The 21406-nt window shown below is 63.9% G+C and carries 21 protein-coding genes; 14 read left to right on the forward strand and 7 right to left on the reverse strand.

Annotated elements, in window-relative coordinates; genetic code table 11:
- Positions 1 to 120 precede the first annotated feature (120 nt).
- Together B9N93_RS01945 and B9N93_RS01950 are read left to right on the forward strand one after the other, a co-directional pair.
- Entirely contained in the window at positions 121 to 1833 is a 1713-nt protein-coding gene (locus tag B9N93_RS01945) for a hypothetical protein (RefSeq protein ID WP_125468798.1), read from the forward strand.
- A gap of 81 nt (positions 1834 to 1914) precedes the next feature.
- Positions 1915 to 2463 carry a gamma carbonic anhydrase family protein gene (locus tag B9N93_RS01950; RefSeq protein WP_085216140.1) on the forward strand — a complete coding sequence of 183 codons (549 nt, stop codon included), beginning with the start codon at positions 1915 to 1917 and terminating at the stop codon, positions 2461 to 2463.
- Here B9N93_RS01950 and aroE read toward each other — a convergent pair.
- Complete coding sequence (gene aroE, locus B9N93_RS01955; protein WP_085210403.1) at positions 2460 to 3299, reverse strand: shikimate dehydrogenase; 840 nt, start codon at positions 3297 to 3299, stop codon at positions 2460 to 2462. The genes B9N93_RS01950 and aroE overlap by 4 nt on opposite strands.
- Before the next feature lie 27 nt (positions 3300 to 3326).
- A complete protein-coding gene (gene hemB, locus B9N93_RS01960) occupies positions 3327 to 4346 on the reverse strand; it encodes a porphobilinogen synthase (RefSeq protein ID WP_085210405.1) in 1020 nt (339 codons plus the stop codon).
- Between the two features lie 102 nt (positions 4347 to 4448).
- Here hemB and B9N93_RS01965 point away from each other — a divergent pair, with 102 nt between their 5' ends.
- Positions 4449 to 5111: an MlaC/ttg2D family ABC transporter substrate-binding protein gene (locus B9N93_RS01965; protein ID WP_085210407.1), complete on the forward strand. Its 663-nt coding sequence runs from the start codon at positions 4449 to 4451 to the stop codon at positions 5109 to 5111.
- Here the strand turns inward: B9N93_RS01965 and hemF are convergent.
- Entirely contained in the window at positions 5106 to 6017 is a 912-nt protein-coding gene (gene hemF / locus B9N93_RS01970; protein ID WP_085210408.1) for an oxygen-dependent coproporphyrinogen oxidase, read from the reverse strand. The genes B9N93_RS01965 and hemF overlap by 6 nt on opposite strands.
- 123 nt (positions 6018 to 6140) lie before the next feature.
- Between hemF and cmoB the strand changes: the two genes are divergently transcribed.
- From cmoB to B9N93_RS02005, 7 genes are all read left to right on the forward strand, one after another.
- Entirely contained in the window at positions 6141 to 7130 is a 990-nt protein-coding gene (cmoB, locus tag B9N93_RS01975) for a tRNA 5-methoxyuridine(34)/uridine 5-oxyacetic acid(34) synthase CmoB (RefSeq protein WP_085210410.1), read from the forward strand.
- 85 nt (positions 7131 to 7215) lie between these two features.
- A complete protein-coding gene (locus tag B9N93_RS01980) occupies positions 7216 to 7848 on the forward strand; it encodes a DUF47 domain-containing protein (RefSeq protein ID WP_085210412.1) in 633 nt (210 codons plus the stop codon).
- A 69-nt stretch (positions 7849 to 7917) separates the two neighbouring features.
- Complete coding sequence (gene cmoA, locus B9N93_RS01985) at positions 7918 to 8643, forward strand: carboxy-S-adenosyl-L-methionine synthase CmoA (protein ID WP_085210413.1); 726 nt, start codon at positions 7918 to 7920, stop codon at positions 8641 to 8643.
- An 88-nt stretch (positions 8644 to 8731) separates the two neighbouring features.
- Complete coding sequence (locus tag B9N93_RS01990) at positions 8732 to 9391, forward strand: DUF1294 domain-containing protein (protein WP_176225094.1); 660 nt, start codon at positions 8732 to 8734, stop codon at positions 9389 to 9391.
- Between the two features lie 541 nt (positions 9392 to 9932).
- Positions 9933 to 10331 (forward strand): hypothetical protein, encoded by a 399-nt coding sequence (locus tag B9N93_RS01995; RefSeq protein ID WP_085210415.1) that lies wholly within the window; start codon positions 9933 to 9935, stop codon positions 10329 to 10331.
- A 36-nt stretch (positions 10332 to 10367) separates the two neighbouring features.
- Positions 10368 to 11132, forward strand: coding sequence for a sulfite exporter TauE/SafE family protein (locus B9N93_RS02000; RefSeq protein ID WP_085210417.1), 765 nt, complete (start codon positions 10368 to 10370; stop codon positions 11130 to 11132).
- A 27-nt stretch (positions 11133 to 11159) separates the two neighbouring features.
- Entirely contained in the window at positions 11160 to 11435 is a 276-nt protein-coding gene (locus B9N93_RS02005; protein WP_085210419.1) for a cupin domain-containing protein, read from the forward strand.
- A gap of 100 nt (positions 11436 to 11535) precedes the next feature.
- On the opposite strand, the gene B9N93_RS02010 is transcribed toward B9N93_RS02005, so the two are convergent.
- A complete protein-coding gene (locus B9N93_RS02010) occupies positions 11536 to 12951 on the reverse strand; it encodes an L-serine ammonia-lyase (RefSeq protein ID WP_085210420.1) in 1416 nt (471 codons plus the stop codon).
- A gap of 165 nt (positions 12952 to 13116) precedes the next feature.
- On the reverse strand, positions 13117 to 14880 hold the full coding sequence (locus B9N93_RS02015; protein ID WP_085210421.1) for a putative bifunctional diguanylate cyclase/phosphodiesterase: 1764 nt from the start codon (positions 14878 to 14880) through the stop codon (positions 13117 to 13119).
- Between the two features lie 249 nt (positions 14881 to 15129).
- Between B9N93_RS02015 and B9N93_RS02020 the strand changes: the two genes are divergently transcribed.
- Genes B9N93_RS02020 through mazG form a run of 3 tightly spaced genes read left to right on the forward strand, consistent with a single transcriptional unit; the run spans position 15130 to position 19438 of the window.
- Positions 15130 to 16482: an HDOD domain-containing protein gene (locus tag B9N93_RS02020; RefSeq protein ID WP_176225095.1), complete on the forward strand. Its 1353-nt coding sequence runs from the start codon at positions 15130 to 15132 to the stop codon at positions 16480 to 16482.
- 57 nt (positions 16483 to 16539) lie between these two features.
- Positions 16540 to 18585, forward strand: a complete 2046-nt coding sequence (prlC, locus tag B9N93_RS02025; protein WP_085210424.1) for an oligopeptidase A — start codon at positions 16540 to 16542, stop codon at positions 18583 to 18585.
- Positions 18586 to 18640: 55 nt separating this feature from the next.
- On the forward strand, positions 18641 to 19438 hold the full coding sequence (gene mazG / locus B9N93_RS02030) for a nucleoside triphosphate pyrophosphohydrolase (RefSeq protein WP_085210426.1): 798 nt from the start codon (positions 18641 to 18643) through the stop codon (positions 19436 to 19438).
- A 123-nt stretch (positions 19439 to 19561) separates the two neighbouring features.
- Here the strand turns inward: mazG and B9N93_RS02035 are convergent, their stop codons facing one another.
- A complete protein-coding gene (locus B9N93_RS02035) occupies positions 19562 to 20158 on the reverse strand; it encodes a PEP-CTERM sorting domain-containing protein (protein ID WP_085210428.1) in 597 nt (198 codons plus the stop codon).
- 324 nt (positions 20159 to 20482) lie between these two features.
- On the opposite strand from B9N93_RS02035, the gene nfi reads away from it, so the two are divergent.
- The gene (gene nfi / locus B9N93_RS02040; protein ID WP_085210430.1) at positions 20483 to 21178 is read left to right on the forward strand and encodes a deoxyribonuclease V; all 696 of its coding nucleotides are present in this window, start codon (positions 20483 to 20485) and stop codon (positions 21176 to 21178) included.
- Positions 21179 to 21181: 3 nt separating this feature from the next.
- Here the strand turns inward: nfi and B9N93_RS02045 are convergent, their stop codons facing one another.
- On the reverse strand, positions 21182 to 21403 hold the full coding sequence (locus tag B9N93_RS02045) for an acetyltransferase (protein WP_085210432.1): 222 nt from the start codon (positions 21401 to 21403) through the stop codon (positions 21182 to 21184).
- Positions 21404 to 21406 lie beyond the last annotated feature (3 nt).

The raw sequence follows: 21406 nt of genomic DNA on the forward strand, positions 1-21406 counted from the left end.
CACAGTCCGCGTCCGGCTGAAATCCGATTACACTTGGATTAAAGTAAACATATTACCTCCTATAACTCAAAGGTCGGTCTCCCTCTCGACGGCAAGGACGCCTTTAACGGGTCATCATCCATGAAAGCAAGCACATATTTCAGTCCCATGGGCGGGCAACAATTAGGCGTCATGGTCCCAGAACCCACCCTCTCGGCGGTTTCCGTCTGGCTCGCGGAGCTGCCCCTCGCCAATGCGCGCTATTGCTTCGATGCGATCGAGGCGGCCCTGGAATCCTTCAACCATAGACCGGAGTTGCCGATATGGGTCCGGGTGGAACTGGCCGAATTGCTCAGGCCCACGGTGCTGATGCTGGCACGGCAGGCCGAAGCCCGTTTCCTGGACGCGGCCTTGCCCTATGCCGCCGAAGCCGAACGCTATATCCACCAGGGAATTGGCCTGCATCGGGAACTGGGCATGGGCTATGTGCTGGCGGCGTTCGACGCGGTGGGGGTGTCCCGCCGTGGCCGGGCCGAAAACGCCCAGGCGCTTGCCCTGTACCGCGCCCTGACGCATTGGGGACAGGTGTTGCTGTGGACTTCGCGGCTTTACCGCCCGGTGGACGAGGCTTATTGGTTGATCCTTTACCGTTTGTTCCGGGTCGCCGAGGCGCGGCGGACGCTCGACTTGGTGTTCGACGAAATGGACGAGCCCGCGCCCTGCCGCACCGCGGGAGGCGTGTTCGTCAGGAACGTGCTGTTCGCGGCGGCGAATACCCGGCGCTTGCGGCAACGCGATATGGGGCTGGTGTTCAGGCTGCTGGGCCAATGGGTGGACCGGGTGGGGTTCGGCACGGAAGTCGTCCGCGACGGGCAACTCGCCGAAATCTATGTCGATGTGGGCGGGGCGCTGCCGCCCGCCCGCACCCGGCTCCCGAACGGCTTCGAGGTCAGCGAGCCGCGGTTCCTCCATACCCAGCCGTTGGCCAACACCTTGTTGGAACCCGAGGTGGTGCTGGGCAAATCCCCGCACGAGCGGGCGGTGTTGATCCGGGTGGCGCGTAGCCTGGCCGGATTGGAAAAGCGCCGCTATGCCCGCCGCGCCGAGTCCGATAGGTGCGGGTGCGTGGTGGGCTTGTCGCCCTTGGTGGCCGCTTTGGGCGGCCGCCCGGACTCGGGGCGGGACGATTCCGCCTCGCCCAGGGCGGCACTCGAATTGATCCGGGAGGCGTGGTCGCCGCGGGTGGGTGGCGAGGCCGAGGCGCGGCTGTCACGCAGCGAAGTGGGGTTGGGCAAGTTGTTGGCGAAGCGGCGGAAGGGCGTGGCGGCGATCAGCGCTGCGGATATCTGGTCGGTCGATCAAGAACCCACCGCGACCCCGGAGGCCGCCCCGGCGATGGTCGAGGGCCGGATCGTCAATTCCAGCGCCCAGGGCTGTTGCATCTTCTGGCCGGCGCAAGCGGCGGCGCGGACCAAGGTGGGCGAATTGATCGGCCTCTGGCTGGGCACGCCCGAGCGGCACCTGCGTTTCATCGCGGTGATCCGCTGGCTGGAATGCGGCAAGCAGGGCTTGACCTTCGGGGTGGAACTGTTCGCGCCTTCCGCCGAAGTGGTGGAGATTTACGACAGCGCTTCCAAACCCAGGGGCAAGGCTTTGTTGCTCGCCGCCGACGGGGTGTTGCGCAAAACCCCGGAATTGCTGGCCTTGCCGGGTGTGGCACGGCAGGGCGGGACCGTCCGGGTGCGGGCGGGTGGGGAATTGACCCGCTATTGGGTGAGCGAGGAAATGGAGGCCACGCTCTCTTTCGTGCGCTCCGGCTTAGTGGAATTGGATTCCGAGGACGAAAACGCCTGAACGCCGGGGGGGCGGCTTTGCGCTATCATGTCCGGGGATCGCAACGATCCCAACCGCATGGGTAGCCGCAAGGGGGATACAATGGCAGTCCAGAGTTTTCACGGCACCGAACCCAAACTGGGCGCGGGGGTTTATATCGCCGAGAGCGCCGTGGTCATCGGGGATGTGGGCTTGGGCAAGGACGTGTCGATCTGGCCGACGAGCGTGGTCCGGGGCGATGTGAACTTGATCGAGATCGGCGACGAAACCAATATCCAGGATGGTTCCGTGCTGCATGTCACCCATCGTAGCGCATCCAATCCCGAGGGCCATCCGCTCGTCATCGGCAACGGGGTCACGGTGGGGCACCGGGTGGTGTTGCACGGTTGCCGGATCGGCGACTTGTGCCTGATCGGCATCGGGGCCATCATCATGGATGGCGCGGTGGTGGAAGAACGGGTGATCGTCGGGGCGGGTACCCTGGTGCCGCCCGGCAAGCGCCTGGAAAGCGGTTTCCTGTACGTGGGTGCTCCCGCCAAGCAGGTCCGCACGCTCAAGGACGAGGAACTCGAATATCTCAGCTATTCCAAGGATGGCTATGTGTTGCTGAAGAACCAATACCTGCGCGATGCCGGGTTGGCGCTGTCCTAGGCCGCCAAGCCCCGTCCGGCGTTCAGCGCCGCGATGACTGAGCGGGTCGCGGGGCGCACTCCGCGCCATAGCTCGAAGGCCGCAGCGGCCTGTTCCACCAACATCCCGATGCCGTCCATGCTGAGCGCCGCGCCCGCCGCTTTTCCCCAGCGCACGAAGGACGTCGGTTCCTTGCCATAGGCTAGGTCGTAGCAACTTCCCCCCGCCGCCAGGAGGCCGCCGGGCAGGTCCGGCACTTCGCCGCCCAGGCTGGCGGCGGTGGCGTTCAGGATCAGATCGAAGCTTTCCCCCGCCAAGTCCGCGAAACCGCAGCCCACGACCGGGCCGAGGTCGCCGAATTCCCCGGCCAGGATTTCCGCTTTCGCCACCGTGCGGTTGGCGATGACCAGCCGTTCCGGTGCCAGCGCCAGCAAGGGGGCCAAGACGCCCCGACCGGCCCCGCCCGCGCCCAATAGCAGGATGCGGCGGCCTTCGATGCCCAGTCCCAGGTTTCCGGTCAAATCGCGGACCAAGCCTTCGCCGTCGGTGTTATCGCCGAACACCGCGCCGTCGGGCCTGAGCGCCAAGGTGTTGACCGCCTTGGCCTGCACCGCCCGTTCGCTGAGTTGATCGGTCCAGGCGAAGGCCAATTCCTTGAGCGGCACGGTGCAATTCAAGCCCTTGCCGCCCGTGACGAAAAACTCCCGCGCGGCGGTCTCGAAATCCTCGGCGGGTACGTCCTGGGCGGCGTAGGTCAGGACTTGTCCGGTTTGCGCCGCGAACAAGGTGTGGATGCGTGGCGATTGGCTATGGCCGATGGGATGGCCGAAGACGGCGTAGCGGTCGATTTGGGGCATGGCGGCGTTTTCAGGGGGAGGCAGGCATTATCGACTGGAAGCTTCGCGCAGCCACTGCGCCACATCCTTGGCGTAATAGCTGAGGATGGCGTCGGCCCCGGCCCGCTTGAGCGAGAGCAGGGCTTCCAGGACGGTCTTGCGCTCGTCCAGCCAGCCGTTCTGGGCGGCGGCTTTGAGCATGGCGTATTCGCCGCTGACTTGGTAGGCCAAGGTGGGCACGCCGAATTCGTCCTTGATGCGGCGGATGATATCGAGATAGGGCAGGCCCGGTTTCACCATCACCATATCCGCGCCTTCGGCGAGGTCCAGCGCCACTTCGCGCAGGGCTTCGTCGGAATTGGCCGGGTCCATTTGATAGCTGTATTTGTCGCCCCCGGCCAGATGGGCGGCGGAACCCACCGCGTCGCGGAAGGGACCGTAAAAAGCCGAGGCGTATTTGGCGGAATAGGCCAGGATGCGGGTATTGACATAGCCTTCGGCTTCCAAGGCGGCGCGGATCGCCCCGATGCGGCCATCCATCATATCGGAAGGCGCCACGATATCCGCGCCCGCCGCCGCATGGGATAGCGCTTGCTTCACCAGCACCTCGACCGTGGCGTCGTTGACCACATAGCCTTGATCGTCGATCAAGCCGTCCTGGCCGTGGGTGGTGAACGGGTCCAACGCCACGTCGGTCATCACCCCCAGTCCCGGCACGGCCTGCTTGAGGGCGCGGATAGCGCGTTGGGCCAGCCCGTCCGGGTTGTGGGCCTCGGCGGCGTCCAGGGATTTGAGCTCCGGCGGCGTCACCGGGAACAGCGCCACCGCCGGGATGCCCAGCGCGTGGGCCGCTGTGCATTCCTCGACCAGGAGGTCGATGCTGAGGCGCTCGACGCCGGGCATGGAGGCTACGGCTTCGCGGCGGTTCCCGCCTTCCAGCACGAACAAGGGATAGATGAGGTCGTCCGGGGCGAGCCGGGTTTCGCGCATCAGGCGGCGGCTGAACTCATCGCGCCGCATCCGGCGTAATCGGGTTCGGGGGTAGAAAATGCTATGATTCGATGGCATATCGGTCCGGGCGGTCGACCGGGGCGGGGACTCGGTAGTGTATCCCGGCCTCTCGGGTTATGATAAAAAAGATCAAAGGTTTAGAGTTTCAGGAGTTTATAAATGAAATTTACCAAATCTTCCTTCGGCTTGGCGAGTTGGGCCGGTGTGCTTGGGCTGTTGCTGGGTCTGTGCGCCGCGACGGTACGGGCAGAGGAAGGCTTGCTCCCGCCGCAAGTGGTGATCCAAAAAACCGCCGACCAATTGCAGGTCTCCTTGCAAAAGCCGGAATACAAATCCGATTTCCGCAAAGCCACCGCCCTGGTCGACCAGATCATCGAGCCGCAAATCGACTTCGACCGGGTATCGGTGTTGATCCTCGGCAAGCTCTGGAAAACCGCCACCCCGGAACAAAAGGACCGCTTCAAGAAGGAATTCCGCCTGTTGCTGGTGCGCACCTATACCACCGCCTTCACCGAATACGCCGATTGGAAAATCCGCTATTTGCCGCTGGAAATGAACCCTGCCGATAAAAAGGTGATGGTCCGCACCGAAATCCTCCAATCCGGTGCCCAGCCTGTGGGCGTGAACTACCGCATGATCCTGGAGGGCAGCCAATGGAAGGTCTATGACGTGCTGATCGAGGGCGTCAGCCTGTTGCAGAACTACCGCTCCAGCTTCACCGATGAAGTCGCCCGCACCGGCTCCCTCGACCAACTCATCACCCACCTCACCGAGCGCAACGCCGCCGCGCTGAAAGAGCCGGTCGGCAAGAAAGGCTCATAGCCACTCCCTGGGCCGCAGGAAGTCCCGGTACAAGGCTTCCTCGGGGCCGCCCGCCTCGGGTTTCCAATCATAACGCCAATGCGCCACCGGCGGCAGCGACATCAGGATGGATTCGGTCCTGCCGCCCGACTGTAGCCCGAACAAGGTGCCCCGGTCGTACACCAAGTTGAATTCCACGTAGCGCCCGCGCCGGTAAAGCTGGAATTCCCGTTCCCGCGCACCGTAGGGCGTGGTTTTGCGCTCCCGCACGATGGGCAGGTAGGCCGGAAGATAATGGTCGCCCACGCTGCGCAGGAAGGCGAAGCTGCGCTCGAAGCCCCCTGCGTTCACATCGTCGAAGAACAGCCCGCCCACGCCCCGCGTTTCGTTGCGGTGCTTCAGGAAAAAATACTCGTCGCACCAGCGCTTGAAGCGGGGATAGACCTCCGGGCCGAAGGGTTCACAAGCGGTCCGCGCTGTCTTGTGCCAATGCACGGCGTCCTCCTCGAACGGGTAATACGGCGTCAGGTCGAAGCCGCCACCGAACCACCAAACCGGGGCTTCGCCCTCTTTCTCGGCGATGAAGAAACGCACATTCGCGTGCGAGGTCGGCACATAAGGATTCAGGGGATGCACCACCAGGGACACGCCCACGGCCTGGAAACCGCGCCCGGCCAGTTCCGGCCTGTGCGCGGTGGCGGAGGGCGGCAGGGTTTGGCCGGAGACATGGGAGAAATTGACCCCGGCTTGCTCGAACGTCCGGCCACCCGCCATGACGCGGGTCCGGCCTCCGCCGAGGCCGCTGGCATAGGTCCAATTATCCTCTTGGAAACGGGCTTCGGGTTCTTCCGTTGCCAGCGCGGCGCAAATCCGGTCTTGTAGATCGAGCAAATAGGCTTTGACGGCGGCGAGGTCCGGGGTATTCATGCGATAGGCTCCTGGCTGTGATGCGATAGGGTACGCGCCGCGTACCGCCCGGCGCATGGTACGCGGCGGCGGGTCGAATGGCTATGATGTTGCTTTCCGCTCTTGGATGATGCCCACGCCGCGATGATCGATATTCCCGAACTTTCCGTTTACGCCACCCTGGCCGAGACCTTCCCCGAACCCGTGTTCCGGCCCTGGCTGGAGCTTTTGCCCGCCCAACTCGCCCGCGCCTTCGCCGCCGACCGCCATGGCGATTGGCCGCGCTGGCGCGAAGTCCTGCGCCGCCTGCCGCCCATCCAGCCCGCCTGGGTCAATTTGAACGTCGACGCCGTGCAACTCAAGGGCCGGGCCGACGCGGCGGCGGAATTGGCCTTGATCGAAACCCTGCTGCGGGAGCTGCATCCCTGGCGCAAAGGGCCGTATGACGTGCTGGGCATCCCTATCGACACCGAATGGCGTTCCGACCTGAAATGGCGGCGGTTGGAATCCGCTATCCAGCCCTTGGCCGGGCGCACTGTGCTGGATGTGGGCTGCGGCAATGGTTATCACGCCTGGCGCATGATCGGGGCCGGGGCCGAGCGGGTCGTCGGTATCGACCCCACTTTGCTGAGCGTGGTGCAATTCCTGGCGATCCGCCATTTCGCGGGGGATTTCCCGGTGTATGTGCTGCCGGTGGGCATCGACGATGTGCCGCCCAACCTCGGGGCGTTCGACACGGTGTTCTCGATGGGCGTGCTTTATCACCGCCGCTCGCCCTTGGATCATTTGCTGGAACTCAAGGGCTGTTTGCGCGAGGGCGGGGAACTGGTGCTGGAAACCCTGGTGATCGAAGGTGGGGCGGGACAGGTGTTGGTGCCGGAGGACCGCTATGCCCGGATGCGCAATGTCTGGTTCATCCCGTCCTGCCCGACGCTGGAAAGCTGGTTGAAGCGCTGTGGTTACCGCAATATCCGCTTGATCGACGTGACCCCGACCACGGCGGAGGAACAGCGCTCCACCGATTGGATGCGGTTCCAGTCCTTGCCGGATTGCCTCGATCCCGCGAATCCGGGTTTGACGGTCGAGGGCTTGCCCGCGCCAAGGCGGGCGGTGTTTTTGGCGGAGGGGTCGTAGCGGCGGGGTTTGGGGGGGATTCACACGCCAGCAACATAAGCCGGTTAGCGTGCCCCTCCCACCGGCTTGGCCCGCACAGGTTCCCATGTCCCCCGATCCCCGCTTCCGCCCGCTCGAAAGCCTGCTCCGGCAACATCTCGACAATTCCATCGCCTGCGGCCAGGAACTCAAGCGCTTGTTCGGCCACCTCGACACGCCCCAAGCCCACATCGCCGAAATCAAGCGTATGGAGGAATTCGGCGACCGGCTGACCGCCGAGGCCCACCGCGCCCTGGAAGACCCCCCCTATTCGGAACTCATCCACCTGACCCAGCTTTGGGTCAAGCACCTCGACGATATCATCGACGGACTCAATAACACGGCGCGGGTCATCGATATCTTCACGCCGGAACGGGCCGAGCCGGACGCCCAGCGCATCCTCGCGATCATCCTGGAGATGGCGGCGCGGCTCGCGGTCGAGGTGCGGCGCTATCCCGGCAACGCCTTGGACGAAGTGCGGGACTGCCGGGAAGCGCTCAAGCGCTGGGAGGAGGAAGCCGACACCATCTATCACGAATGGCGCAAATCGCACCGGCGGCATAGTTCGCTGTCGCTGATTTCGGAGCTGGATTGGACCGAAATCCTGGGACTCCTGGAAGCCACCACCGACGCCTGCTATCACTCGGCGGTGCTGTTGGAGCGGATCACCCGCCACCACTTGCGGCAAGCCGCGTTCTGAGTCCGGCGAGCGCCCACCCGGCGGCGGCTGGTATGCTTGCGGGTATCGAGTCGCCACCCGCCGCCCGCCATGAGTAAAGACCAACTGTTCCGCGCGCCCCAGCCCATCGCCGGGGATTTCAATTTCGGCCAGGAAACCGCCCTGGTGTTCGACGATATGCTGGACCGCTCCGTGCCCTTCTACGCCGAGCTACAGCGCATGATCGGCGAAATCGCCGCCGACTTCGCCGCCGAGGGCAGCCGTTTGTACGATCTCGGCTGTTCCACCGGCACCACCTTGTTGTGCCTGGACCGGGTGGTGCCGCCGGGCGTGGCCTTCGTCGGGGTGGATGCTTCGCCCGAGATGCTGGAACAGGCCCGCCAAAAATTGGCCCGCCATGGTCTGGCCCGGTCTTGCGAACTGGTCCGGCAGAACCTCGATCAAGGCGTCGCCCTGGTCGATGCCTCCGTGGTCGTCATGAACCTGACCCTGCAATTCGTCCGGCCCCTGCACCGCGACCGCCTGATCGCCGCCATCGCCCAGGGTACCCGCGCCAACGGTTGCTTGATCCTGGTGGAAAAGGTGCTGGGCCAGGATTCGACCGTGAACCGGCTGTTCATCAAGTACCACTACGATTTCAAAAAGCGCAACGGCTATTCCGAATTGGAAATCGCCCAGAAGCGGGAGGCGCTGGAAAACGTGCTGATCCCCTACCATTTCGAGGAAAACCGCGAACTCCTGCTCCGCAACGGCTTCAGGACTTGCGATGTGTTTTTCCGCTGGTATAACTTCTGCGGGATGCTGGCGATCAAATAGGCCAACCCCGGCCCCGGTTGATAAAAACAACACCATGGATGGCCCGCCACGCGGTCCCGAACCCTCCACCCCACCCACGCGAACGCCTATGTCCACCGCCGAGAAATCCGCCTCGCGCAAAACCCCCTTGCTCAAGGGTACCCTGGTCATGTGGAACGACCTGAAAGGTTTCGGGTTCGTGCGCCCGGAACCCGCGGACGGCGACCAAGACGACCATTTCATCCATATCACCGCCTTCAAGAAGGGCATGGGCCGCCGCCCGGAAATCGGCGACGGGGTACGCTTCCGGCCCGACGATAGCGCCGAGGCCGGGGACAAGAAGCGGGTGGTCTTCGCCCTCATCGAAGGCATGGACTACGAACACCAGGAACCCAAGCCGTTCTCCCTGGTGCCCAAGCCCCGCTCCTGGCTGACCAACCTGTTGATCCTGACGCCCTTGGTGTTGTCGTCCTATGCGCTGTGGGTGGTCCGGAACCCGCTGCCGTTCTTTTCCTACTGTATCTTCAGCTTGATCACCATCATGATCTACGGGGCCGACAAAACCCATGCCGCCACCCGTCGCTGGCGTGTCCCGGAAAACTACCTCCTGATCCTGGAACTCATGGGCGGCTGGCCGGGCGCTTTGGTGGCCCAGAACCAATTGCGCCATAAAACCCGGAAATCGACCTATAAGATTCTGCTGCATATCATCATCGCCGCGCATTTGCTGGGCTGGGCGGTCTATCTATATTGGAAGCTCCGCCTCTAAACCGCTTGATTCGGCCCGCGGTCTCGCCGTTTTATTGTTCGGTTATTCCCAAGCGGCGCTTGGGAACCAGTGAAATATCCCTTTATGGAAAACGCCCCGCCGAAGGTTCCCTCTGGCCTGTGGATATTCGTGGGGTGGATTATCCCGGCGAACGGTGCCACAAGCGCTAAACTCCGGGGGCAACGGGTTTTTTGCTTTATAAATCAGTTGGCTATAAAGGGTAGGGGTTATGGGGAAACCCAGGCCGGACCTGCCCAAACCTGTGGATAACTCGGTGGATGGATTCCGCCCCGGACTATCGGACCGCTTGACGCCACCTTCCCCGGCAGAACCTTCCGTCCTCCCTGCCTGTCGCTGTCGGCCCCTGGAATTCGACTTGCGTTGACAGATTGCTCCGTGGCGATAAGCGATTCCCTTATGCCGGGTCGGCCCAGGGGCCGCTATTATTGTTTCACTCCATACACCCGTTATTGCTTCCATGCGCCGTCCGCCCAACAGACCCCAAAAATCCGTAAAACCCAGCGCCCCGTCGCCGCGTCCGGTGGCCGAAATCTTCGCGGGGTTGTTGTTCGCCGAGGTGCCGCCCCCGGTGGTGCAACGGCTACAAACCATGAACGCGGTGCTGGCCGATAATATGCGCGGCCTGGACGACGTGGGCCGGAACAATATGCGCGAGGCGCTGGCCCGGTGGTCCTGCCGTTTGCCGGAAGGACTGGAAAGCTGGAACCACGCTTTCGTGGCGGCCATGGCCCATGTCCACGAGGCCAAGTTCGCCAAATTGCTGCGGCAATTGCCCGATCCGCCGCCGGAGCCGCCCGGCCTTTGGGAAACCTTGGCGACCCAGGCCACCGTACCGGACGAGACCGGGCTGGCCGCTTGCCTGATCCTATACGACCTAGGCTGTGCCCGCGCCTTCTTGGCGTTCAAGCGCTCGGCCTGAGCGGCGCCTTTTTCTCCCTAGATCGGAAATCCAAGCATGAGCGACATCGAATGGGCGCTGGTCGCCCTGGCCGCACTGGCGGCGGGCGCGGTGAACGCCCTGGCCGGCGGCGGCACCTTGATCACCTTCCCCTTGTTGACGGCGGTGGGCCTGCCCGCCATCGAGGCCAATATCACCAATACCGTGGCGCTGTGTCCCGGTTATTTGGCCGCCACCCTGGCCCAGGCCGGGGATTTGCGTACGCAACGCCGCCGCTTGTGGTGGTACCTGCCCACCGCCATCTTGGGCGGGATCGTCGGCGGGGTGTTGCTGCTGCATACCGGGGAACGGACCTTCCGCGCCCTGGTGCCTTATCTGATCCTGTTCGCCGCCTTGTTGCTGGCCTGCCAGGACTGGGTGCGCGGCTGGCTGCTGCGCCGCGCCCGCCATCCGGATTCGGCCCGCTGGTTGGAAACCCTGGGGGTGGTGCCCGCGTTCCTGGCGGCGGTCTATGGTGGTTATTTCGGCGCGGGGGTGAGCGTGATCGTGCTGGCGATGCTGGGCTTGGTGCTGGACGATACCCTGACCCGGCTCAACGCCTTGAAGCAAGGCATCGCCTTCGCCGTCAACACGGCGGCGGCGCTGTTCCTGGCGCTGTCGGGGCGGGTGGATTGGCCGGTGGCGCTGGCGATGGCGGCGGGGGCTTTGGTCGGTGGAGCCTTGGGGGGCAAGCTGGCCGGGCGGATCCAACCGGCCCTGCTACGCGGCATCGTGGTGGGGGTGGGGGTGGTCGTGGCCGGGATTTATTGGGTCCGGGGTTGAGGTTCCAACAACTGGGGAGGTAGCACCATGGTCGATAGGGCGGCGGTAGCGGAAGATTGGCGTCGGCGCGGTTTCGGTTGCGATCTCTGGGTGGACCCGCCCGGCCAGCGCTGGGAGGATTTCGTCCACGGCGTCGATGAACTGGTGATGGTGGTGGAGGGCCGGGTCGAGTTCGAGATCGACGGGGTGGCCCACCACCCGGAAGCCGGGGAGGCATTATTAATCCCGGCGGGCGCGGTGCATTCGGTGCGGAACCTGGGCGGCGGCCAGGCGCGTTGGTTGTATGGCTATCACGCGGGTTGAATCGTGGGAATGTACCCATCCACCCTTTGCGGATCATCCCGGTGGGCACGGAATACGTGCCCACCCTACAGTCCGTCCGGCTTGAACCTGCGGCCCGGCCTCAGCACTCGGGCACGCTGACCGGGATGTGCATGGCGAGGCCGGCCTCGGCGGTTTCCTTGTAGCGGCTGTTCATATCCTGGGCGGTTTCCCACATGGTCTTGATGACGGCGTCGAGGCTGACACGGGCATCCTTGGGGTCGGTTTCCAGCGCGATATTGGCGGCGGTGATGGCTTTCATCGCGCCCATGCTGTTGCGCTCGATGCAGGGAATCTGCACCAGCCCGCCCACCGGGTCGCAGGTCAGGCCCAGGTGGTGTTCCATGGCGATTTCGGCGGCGATCAAAACCTGTGCCGGGCAAGCGCCCAGGGCTTCGGCCAGCCCCGCCGCCGCCATGGCCGAGGACACGCCGATTTCGGCCTGGCAACCGCCCATGGCGGCGGAGATGGTGGCGTTCTTCTTGAACAAGGTGCCGATTTCCCCGGCGATGAGCAGGAAGCGGATGACTTTATCCGCGTCGAAACCGTCCAGGAAGCACCAGGCATACATCAAGACCGCCGGGATCACCCCCGCCGCGCCATTGGTCGGGGCGGTGACGATGCGTCCGAACGAGGCGTTTTCCTCGTTCACCGCCAGGGCGAAGCAGGAAATCCATTTGTTGACGCGGGTGAAGTCGCGCGGCTGGCTTTGGATGAGGTCCAGCCACTGGTTGAGGCTGGCGTAGACCGCATCGCCCAAAAGCCGCCGGTTCATCTCGGCGGCGCGGCGGCGCACCCGCAAGCCGCCCGGCAGATAGCCCTCGCTGTTCACGCCGCGGAAAATACATTCGCGGATTTCCTTCCACAGCCCCAGGGCCAGGGCGTCGATCTCGGCCCGGCTGCGCCAGGCCTGCTCGTTGACATAGGTCAGTTCGGACACCGACAGCCCCAGATTGCGGCAATTGTCCTCCAGGGTCGCGCCGGTATGGCAAGGGTAGGGGGTGACGATTTTTTTCACGCTGGCGGGATCGGGCTCGTGTTCGGTGGCGATGAAACCGCCGCCCAGCGAGTAATAGGTCTGCTCCACCATGGAGCCGTCCTTGAGGATCGCGCCGAAGCGCATCGCGTTGGCGTGGCGGGGCAGGGTGGTGTCGTATTCGAATACGAGGTCGCTGGCGTAGACGAAGGGGAGTTCCCGGACCCCGCCCAGGTGGATACGGCCCTCGCGCTTGATCTTTTCGACCTTGGCCGGGATCGCGCCGGTGTCGATCCGGGTGTAGTCCTCACCGGAAAGGCCCATCAGTACGGCGATATCGGTGCCGTGCCCGGCCCCGGTCTTGGCCAGGGAGCCGTAGAGCCGGGCGCTGATTTGAGCCACGGCGTCCAGGTCGCCCAACTCCTTCACGAACTGGGCCGCCGCCCGCCAGGGTCCCATGGTGTGGGAACTGGACGGGCCGATGCCGATTTTGATGATTTCGAACGCGCTGATGGATTCCATGGGGATCGTCTCCGGGAGTCGGGAAGGCGGGGTCGCCAGTGTCGCCGATTTCGCGGGCGGGGGGGCGGCGTTGCGGGGAAATAGAGTGGCGCGTGATCGTGGGCGGGGTGTTCGCGGCATGGCGGCGCGCGCCCGTTCCAGGCGGGGTTGGGAAACCGGCGATCCTTAAGCGCCGCCCGTCCGCCGCGCGCCGGGCCGCGCCAGGAGCGCGGCGATCTGTTCGGCGGGCAGGGGGCGGCTCAACAGGAAACCCTGTACCTCGTGGCAACCCCGGTTCCTCAGGAATTCCAATTGGCCGGGGGTTTCCACGCCCTCGGCCACCACTTCCAGCCTCATGCTCGAAGCCATGGCGATGATGGCGACCGCGATGGCGGCATCGTCGGCGTCGGTTTCGATATCGCGGACGAAGCTGCGGTCGATCTTGAGCCGGTCGATGGGGAATTGCTTGAGGCGGCTCAGGCTGGAATAGCCGGTTCCGAAATCGTCGATGGCGAGTTGCACGCCGATGTCCTTGAGGGTACGCAAGGCCAGGGCCGCGCTATCGGCGTCCCGCATCAGGGCGCTTTCGGTGAGTTCCAGTTCCAAGGTCCGGGGTTCCAGGCCGGTTTCCTCCAGGATGCGGGTCACCAGGTCGGGGAAGCCCTTGTGCAGGAATTGCACGGCCGAGACGTTCACCGCCACCCTGGGCAGGGTCAAGCCCTGGTCGCGCCAAGCCCGGGCCTGGGCGCAGGCGTTGCGCAGCACCCATTCGCCGATGGGCGCGATCAAGCCGGTGTCTTCCGCCAGTGGGATGAACTCGGCGGGAGACACCATGCCCAGTTCCGGGTTGGTCCAGCGTAGCAAGGTTTCCGCGCCCGCCACCGTCCCGTTGCCGATGTTGAACTGCGGCTGGTAGTGCAGGCGTAGTTCGCCGCGTTCGATGGCCTTGCGGAGCAGGTTTTCCAGGGTCATGCGCTTCAGCACCGCCGCCGCCATCTGCCCGGAGAAGCGGCGGTGGGTGTTGCCGCCGTCGCGCTTGGCGTAGTACATGGCGAGGTCGGCATTACGCAGCAGTTCGTCGGCGTTGCCGCCGTCTTCCGGGAACACCGCGATGCCGATGCTGGTGGTGGTGTAAAGTTCCTGCCCGCCGATCTTGAGCGCTTGGCCCAACGCGGTGCGGATGCGCTCCGCGGCCAGGGAGGCGTCCTCCGCCCGCTCGATCCGGGATAGCAGCACGGTGAATTCGTCGCCGCCCAGCCGGGCCAGGGCGTCGCCTTCCCGGAAGCGATCCGACCAGCCCACCGCCGTGCCGGCCCTGAGGCTCTGGCGCAGGCGTTCGGCGGCGGCCCTGAGCACCTTGTCGCCCAGGGGATGGCCCAGGGTGTCGTTGATGCGTTTGAAGCCGTCGAGGTCCAGGAACAACACCGCCAGCGGGCTGCCTTTCGCCGCTGCCAGCGACACCATGTAGTGCAGGTGTTCTTTGAAGAACTCGCGGTTGGGCAACTCGGTGAGGCTGTCGAAATAGGCGAGGCGGTGCAGGCGGCGTTCGCTGTCGGCGAAGCGGCGGGTGGTGTCGCTGGCCTTCAGCGCATAGCGCACGCGGTGGCCGAGCAGGGGGAAGTTGATGGGTTTGGTGATGAAATCGGTGGCCCCGGCCTCGAAGGCGTGGGTGATGGATTCCAGGTCGTCCAGCCCGGTCATGATGAGTATCGGGGTATGTCGGCCTTGGGGGAGTTTCCGCAGTTCGGCGCAGGCGGTGAAGCCGTCCATGCCGGGCATCATCACATCCAGCAGCACCGCGTCCACCGGCTCGGACCCGAACAAGGCGAGGCATTCCAGGCCATCGCCGGCCTCGGCGATATCGAATCCCATGGTTTTGAGCGTGCCGCCGATGAGGGTCCGGGTAAGCGGATCGTCATCGACGATCAGGAGGCGGGTGGCTTGTGGCATCGGGCGCGGTCGTGTCGGTGGGGCTGGGCCGGGTGTCGGTGCGATGGACGGGCACGCTCCACGCGGTGTGTTTGGCGCAAATCAAGACCATTCATTATAGACGGGGCAAAAACCGGGCTTGGCCATGGGCCGGGCCGGAAGCGGCCTTGGGGTCCGCCTTTGCCGAATAACGGCCCGCTGGTTATGATGGGGACGCGCCATAGCGTGTATTTCCACCCTTTCCGACCATCGTCCACAGGGCTGAAACCCATGGGATTCCTCCGCCGCCTGTTCGGGGTGAAACATCGAGAACCCGATTCCGAAATCTCCGAACTGGTGGAAGCCAGCCCGGAGCGCCGGGTGATCCTGCCTTCCGCGCGGCTCCCCCTGCCCATCACCCTGGACATCCTCAAGCAGCTGTTCCCCATCCGCAACCTGGACGACGACGAGTTGGGCGCCTACGCCCTGGAGCGCAAGGCCGAGGTTTGCGGCCCCGGTTCCATCCTGTTCCGGGCGGGCTATCCCATCAAATATGTGCATTACCTGCTGGAGGGCACCGTCGTCATGGACGTGGGGCCGGGCACCCGTTACGAAATCGGCGCGGACACCGCCAAGGCCCGCTTCCCGCTGTGCTATGGCAAGCATTACACCGCCACCGCCGAAGCCAAGACCGATGTGCAAATCCTGCGGGTCTCGGCCAAGATCATGAGCCTGGGTTCGACCTTGACCCAGGAGGTTCCCCATAGCCTGGACGCCGACAATCTGGACATCCCCGAAGCGGTGCGGGAAAGCTCCTTGTTCCAGGCGTTCAGCCAGCATTACCGCGACGACGAATTGCGCGTGCCCTCCCTGCCCGAGGTCGCCGCCAGGGTCGGCCAGGCGGTGCGGGAAGATATCGGCCTGGCCGAGATCGCCCGTATCGTGCAACTCGATCCGGTGATCGCGGCGCGGCTGGTGCATATCGCCAATAGCCCCTTGTACCTGCCGTCCCGGCCCGCGGTGACCTGCTTGGACGCGGTCAGCCGCTTGGGGTTGCTCGCGACCCGCAACCTCGTCATGGCGTTCTCGCTCAAGCAGGTGTTCCGCTGCAAGGACGAGGACCTCGCCCGGATCGCGCAAAACCATTGGCGGCGCAGCATCCATCTGTCGGCCCTGTGCTATGTGTTGGCGGCGGATAATCCGGGGATGAGCCAGGAAGAAGCCTTGCTGGCCGGTTTGCTGGCCGATATCGGGGCGGTGCCCTGTCTTTATTTCACCGAGAACCTGCCCAGGACGCTGTGGACCCCGGCGGAGGTCGAAGCCATCCTGCCCCTGGTGCGCGGGCCGGTGGGGGCTTATCTCCTCAAACGCTGGGATTTCCCCCCGGAACTCGGCATCATTCCGCAGGTGGCGGAGGATTGGTATTACGACGGCGGCGAGCGGCTGACCCTGAACGATATCGTCATCCTGTCCAAGCTGCATGCCTATATCGGCACGCCCCAGATGGCCGCGCTGCCCGCCATCAACGCCATCCCGGCCTGCGCCAAACTCAAGAACCACCAACTTTCGCCCGCGTATTCGCTGCGCGTGCTGCACGAGGCCAAGGACGCCATCGCCCAGGCCATGAAATTTTTCGAGGGCTGACGGGTCGGAACCCCTGCCCTTGTTGCCTTAAACACCCCATCCCGGATCGACAACCCCATGAGCAATCCCTTACTCGAATCCCACGACCTTCCGCCGTTTTCCCGCATCCAGCCCGAGCAGGTGGTGCCCGCCATCACCCAACTCCTGGCCGCTAACCGCGCCGCCATCGCCGCCCTGTTGGAGCCGGGCAAGACCTACACCTGGGACAATCTGGTCGAGCCTTTGGAAGACCTGGACGATCAGCTGAACCGGGCCTGGTCGCCGGTCGGCCATATGAATTCGGTGGTCAATAGCGACGCGCTGCGCGAGGCTTATAACGCCTGCCTGCCCTTGCTCAGCGAATACGCCACCGAGGTCGGCCAGAACGAAGCCCTGTACCGGGCCTACCGCGCCATCGCCGACGGTCCCGAGTTCGCCCGTTTGGACCCGGCCCAACGCAAGATCATCGACAACGCCCTCCGCGATTTCCGTCTGTCCGGCGTCGATCTGCCGCCCGAGCAAAAGGACCGCTACAAGGACATCGCCCAGGAATTATCCAAGCTGACCAGCCAGTTCCAAGACCACCTGATGGACGCCACCCAGGCTTGGACCAAGCATATCGAGGACGAGAGCCTCTTGGCCGGGCTACCCGATTCGGCCAAGGCCATGGCCCGCCAGGCCGCCGCCGCCAAGGATTTGCCGGGCTGGTGGTTCACCCTGGAATTCCCGTCTTATATCGCCATCCTGACTTATGCCGACCATCGCGAACTCAGGCAGGAGTTCTACACCGCCTATGCCACGCGGGCGTCCGAACTCGGGCCGAACGCGGGCCAGTTCGACAACACCGAGCTGATGGAACGCATCCTGGCCTTGCGCCACGAGGAAGCCGGGTTGCTGGGTTTCGCCAATTTCGCCGAATTGTCGCTGGCGACCAAGATGGCCCCTTCGACCGATGAGGTGGTGGCGTTCCTGACCGATCTGGCCGAACGCTCGCTGCCCCATGCCCGCCGCGATTTGGCCGAACTCAAAGCTTTCGCCGCCGGGCATCTGGGACTGGCCGAGGCCCAATCCTGGGACTTGACCTACGCCAGCGAAAAGCTGCGCCAGCACAAGTTCGATCTGTCCGAAGAAGAAGTGCGGGCTTATTTCCCCGCGTCCAAGGCGGTGAGCGGGATGTTCGCCGTGGTGGAAAAGCTGTACGGACTGCGCATACAGGCCGTCGAGGGCGTGGAGGTCTGGCATCCCGACGTGAGCTTCTACGAAATCCACGACCGCGACGGCCACAAGCGCGGCGCGTTCTACCTGGATTTATACGCCCGCCCCAAGAAACGCGGCGGTGCCTGGATGGATGAATGCCTGACCCGCCGCCGCAAAGGCGACGCGATACAGACCCCGGTGGCCTTCCTGACCTGCAATTTCACTCCGCCGACCGGCGACACTCCGGCCCTGTTGCGCCACGACGAGGTGCTAACCCTGTTCCACGAATTCGGCCATGGTTTGCAGCATATGCTGACCCAGGTGGACCATCTGGGCGTGTCGGGTATCCATGGCGTGGAGTGGGACGCGGTGGAACTGCCGAGCCAGTTCATGGAGAACTTCTGTTGGGAACCGGAAGCCCTGGCCCTGATTTCCGGCCATTACCAGACCGGCGAACCCTTGCCGCAAGCCTTGCTCGACAAGATGACCGCCGCCCGCAATTTCCAATCCGGGATGCAAATGGTGCGGCAGTTGGAATTCTCCTTGTTCGATTTCCGTATGCACCGCGAATACGATCCGGCCCAGGGCGGGCGGGTTTACGCCATCCTCGACGAGGTGCGTAAGCAAGTGGCGGTGGTGGTGCCGCCCGCATTCAACCGCTTCCCGCATAGCTTCTCGCACATCTTCGCGGGCGGTTATGCGGCGGGCTATTACAGCTACAAATGGGCGGAAGTCCTGTCGAGCGACGCCTATTCCCTGTTCGAGGAGAAGGGCGTGTTCGATGCCGACACGGGCCGTGCCTTCATGGAAAACATCTTGGAAACCGGCGGTAGCCGCAAAGCGATGGATGTATTTGTGGCCTTCCGGGGGCGCGAGCCGAATATCGATGCCTTGTTGCGGCATAACGGGATCGCCGAGGCCGCTTAACCCATCCTGGTGGGCGCGGAAGACGTGCCCACCCTACCATCGCATCCATACCACCATGCAAAACACCCTCCGCCTACTCGACATCATGGCCCGTTTACGCGACCCGGAAACCGGTTGCCCTTGGGATGTACAACAAGATTTCGCCAGCCTCGTCCCCTACACCCTGGAAGAAGCCTACGAAGTGGCCGATGCCGCCGAGCGCGGCGATGCCGAGGATTTACGTGAGGAACTGGGCGATTTGCTGCTGCAAGTGGTTTTCCATGCCCGCATCGCCGAGGAACGCGGCCTGTTCGGCTTCGACGACGTGGCCGGGGCCATCGCCGATAAGCTGGTGCGCCGCCATCCCCATGTGTTCGGCGGCGTGGTGTTCGACAGCGACGAGGCACGGCAGCGGTCTTGGGAGGAGTCCAAGCAAGCCGAGCGCCAGGAAAAAGGCAAGACCGAACCCGTCCCCAGCGTGCTGGACGGTTTGACCGACAAACTCCCGGCCCTGATGGTGGCGCAGAAACTGCAAAAACGCGCCGCCCGCCATGGTTTCGATTGGCCGGAGATCGGGCCGGTGTTCGACAAGGTGCGCGAGGAATTGCTGGAACTGGAAGCAGCCCAGGTTGACGGCGATGCCGAACATATCCGCGAGGAAATCGGCGATTTGTTGTTCGTGGTGGTGAATCTGGCCCGGCATTTCGATATCGACGCCGAATCGGCCCTGCGCGACGGCAATCGTAAATTCAGCCAGAGGTTCCGCTATATCGAGGAGCGCGTCGCCGCCTTGGGCAAGACCCTGGACCAAAGCAGTCTTGCCGAAATGGACGCGCTGTGGGATGAGGCCAAGCGCCGGGGCACCCGGTCCTGAGCGGTTTGCGGCTGTAAAATTTTTCGACGAGGATTGGAGCGGAGCGGGCGGTCTCCGAAGAGCCGCCCGGTGGGATAGATGCGTGGCCCGCTGGCCGTGGTGGGCCCGCGTGGGGCGGAGGCTTTAAGCGGGTTTGCGGCGGCTTTTGCGGACGGCGGCCGCGGCGAGGCCGACGCTGAAGAGCGCGAGGGAGGTGGGTTCTGGAACCGCCGCCGCCGAGAGCGTGACGTCCACGTAGACCAGATCACCCGTGGTGGTGTCGTCGGTCGGAGAGTTTAGCGGCACCGGGGAGGTGTCTACTTGCCAATTGCTGGCGGCGAAATCCGAATGCACATTGGAACCGATGACAAACGGTGTGCCAGGGCCGAATGGGAAACCGATGCCGGTGGGTATCATGATCGAGCTACCCGATGCTGTTCCAGTCAGCCCGTAAACCTCCGCCCGCGTGGTGGGAGTGGCAAGAAGCACGCTTGCGATGGCGGAAGCTATGGCATCGGCCAAACTGTCGTTGCCTTGGGTCAGCCCGAAATGGGTGGAAACAAGCGAACTATAAGTGCCTTCTATGAAGGTTACGTCGTAGCTGGTGCCCGAGATGTCGATATCGGATATTCCAGTATATGGCCCGGATCCGACCAGCATGGGGGCCGCGTCCACGCTGGGCGCGAGGGCGGAGAATGCAAGGAGAAGGGCGGTGAAGCGGAGGGTTCTGAGTTTTTTCATTCCGTACCTGCTGAATCAATAAAGTTATGCTGGGTGGGTGGTAGGCCAAATTTTTAGGCCGATTTCGTTGGTTAGGCCGCTAAAGCACAAACCAAGCCAAAATATAAAAGTGTCAGATAAAACAAAAAGATGAAAATATGGCTGGCAGGCATATTTGGGGAACGGCGGGCAACTGTAAAATTTTACGATGATACTTGCGCGGAACGGACCGGACCTGGATCAGCCTTACAATCAACTCCGCCCCGGCCCGCAGGGAGCCAGCGAACCCCCGCGCTACCACCAGCCGTTTGACAAACCAACCCAGCCAGAAGCAAGGGTCAGGCCATGCGAATCCACCACGAACATCCCTGGAACCTCGATTCCAAAGCCGCGATAGCCCTGCAAAACCAACTGCGTAGGCTGGTGAAGATCGAGGACGAACTGCCCGCCGATATCCGGCGCGTGGCAGGGGTGGATGTGGGGTTTGAGGACGAGGGCAAAGTGACGCGGGCGGCGGTGGCGGTGCTGGATTATCCCGGACTCGGCTTGATCGAAAGCAGCATCGCCCGCCTGCCGACCGTGTTCCCCTATGTGCCGGGCCTCCTGTCCTTCCGCGAGGTGCCCGCGATCCTCAAGGCGCTGGCGGGCTTGGCGGTGTTGCCGGATTTATTGCTGGTGGACGGTCAGGGCTACGCCCATCCGCGCCGTTTGGGGATCGCCTGCCATCTCGGGTTGTTGACCGACCTGCCCAGCATCGGGGTCGGCAAGACCCGGCTCTGTGGCAGGCATGAGGAAGTCCCGGACGAGAAAGGGCGATGGGTGCCGCTGGTGGATAAACAAGAAATCATCGGCGCGGTGTTGCGTACCCGGCGGGGTGTGCAACCGATCTATGTCTCGGCGGGGCACAGGATAGGCTTGGAAACGGCGGTGGAATGGGTGCTGCGCTGTACCGGGCGGTTCCGCTTGCCCGAGACGACGCGGCAGGCGCACCGCCTCGCCTCGGGCTGGGTGTCGGGGGCCGGGCCAGCGCCCGGCCCGTAGTGGCTAGCGGTGCAACTCCTGGTCGCGGTAATGCACATCCATCCAGCATCGGGGCAGCGCCTCGCCGGACGGGAATATCAGCTCGGTTTTGGGGAATTTATCGGGTTCCTGCATTTCTTCGCCGTAATGCAGGCGGCCGATGACCTGGGTGTGGATCGGGTTGACGAGGTCGTTGAGGCCCAGCACTTCAACCAGATGTCCGTCTTTCTTCTGTTTGAGGTACATAAC

The sequence above is a fragment of the Methylomagnum ishizawai genome (assembly GCF_900155475.1).
Lineage (GTDB): Bacteria > Pseudomonadota > Gammaproteobacteria > Methylococcales > Methylococcaceae > Methylomagnum > Methylomagnum ishizawai_A.

What these genes read in the sequence shown, in the direction of transcription:
- B9N93_RS01945 (WP_125468798.1), top strand. Translation starts at nt 121, where the DNA reads ATGAAAGCAAGCACATATTTCAGTCCCATGGGCGGGCAACAATTAGGC.
- B9N93_RS01950 (WP_085216140.1), top strand. Translation starts at nt 1,915, where the DNA reads ATGGCAGTCCAGAGTTTTCACGGCACCGAACCCAAACTGGGCGCGGGG.
- aroE (WP_085210403.1), bottom strand. Translation starts at nt 3,299, where the DNA reads ATGCCCCAAATCGACCGCTACGCCGTCTTCGGCCATCCCATCGGCCAT.
- hemB (WP_085210405.1), bottom strand. Translation starts at nt 4,346, where the DNA reads ATGCCATCGAATCATAGCATTTTCTACCCCCGAACCCGATTACGCCGG.
- B9N93_RS01965 (WP_085210407.1), top strand. Translation starts at nt 4,449, where the DNA reads ATGAAATTTACCAAATCTTCCTTCGGCTTGGCGAGTTGGGCCGGTGTG.
- hemF (WP_085210408.1), bottom strand. Translation starts at nt 6,017, where the DNA reads ATGAATACCCCGGACCTCGCCGCCGTCAAAGCCTATTTGCTCGATCTA.
- cmoB (WP_085210410.1), top strand. Translation starts at nt 6,141, where the DNA reads ATGATCGATATTCCCGAACTTTCCGTTTACGCCACCCTGGCCGAGACC.
- B9N93_RS01980 (WP_085210412.1), top strand. Translation starts at nt 7,216, where the DNA reads ATGTCCCCCGATCCCCGCTTCCGCCCGCTCGAAAGCCTGCTCCGGCAA.
- cmoA (WP_085210413.1), top strand. Translation starts at nt 7,918, where the DNA reads ATGAGTAAAGACCAACTGTTCCGCGCGCCCCAGCCCATCGCCGGGGAT.
- B9N93_RS01990 (WP_176225094.1), top strand. Translation starts at nt 8,732, where the DNA reads ATGTCCACCGCCGAGAAATCCGCCTCGCGCAAAACCCCCTTGCTCAAG.
- B9N93_RS02000 (WP_085210417.1), top strand. Translation starts at nt 10,368, where the DNA reads ATGAGCGACATCGAATGGGCGCTGGTCGCCCTGGCCGCACTGGCGGCG.
- B9N93_RS02005 (WP_085210419.1), top strand. Translation starts at nt 11,160, where the DNA reads ATGGTCGATAGGGCGGCGGTAGCGGAAGATTGGCGTCGGCGCGGTTTC.
- B9N93_RS02010 (WP_085210420.1), bottom strand. Translation starts at nt 12,951, where the DNA reads ATGGAATCCATCAGCGCGTTCGAAATCATCAAAATCGGCATCGGCCCG.
- B9N93_RS02015 (WP_085210421.1), bottom strand. Translation starts at nt 14,880, where the DNA reads ATGCCACAAGCCACCCGCCTCCTGATCGTCGATGACGATCCGCTTACC.
- B9N93_RS02020 (WP_176225095.1), top strand. Translation starts at nt 15,130, where the DNA reads ATGGGATTCCTCCGCCGCCTGTTCGGGGTGAAACATCGAGAACCCGAT.
- prlC (WP_085210424.1), top strand. Translation starts at nt 16,540, where the DNA reads ATGAGCAATCCCTTACTCGAATCCCACGACCTTCCGCCGTTTTCCCGC.
- mazG (WP_085210426.1), top strand. Translation starts at nt 18,641, where the DNA reads ATGCAAAACACCCTCCGCCTACTCGACATCATGGCCCGTTTACGCGAC.
- B9N93_RS02035 (WP_085210428.1), bottom strand. Translation starts at nt 20,158, where the DNA reads ATGAAAAAACTCAGAACCCTCCGCTTCACCGCCCTTCTCCTTGCATTC.
- nfi (WP_085210430.1), top strand. Translation starts at nt 20,483, where the DNA reads ATGCGAATCCACCACGAACATCCCTGGAACCTCGATTCCAAAGCCGCG.
- B9N93_RS02045 (WP_085210432.1), bottom strand. Translation starts at nt 21,403, where the DNA reads ATGTACCTCAAACAGAAGAAAGACGGACATCTGGTTGAAGTGCTGGGC.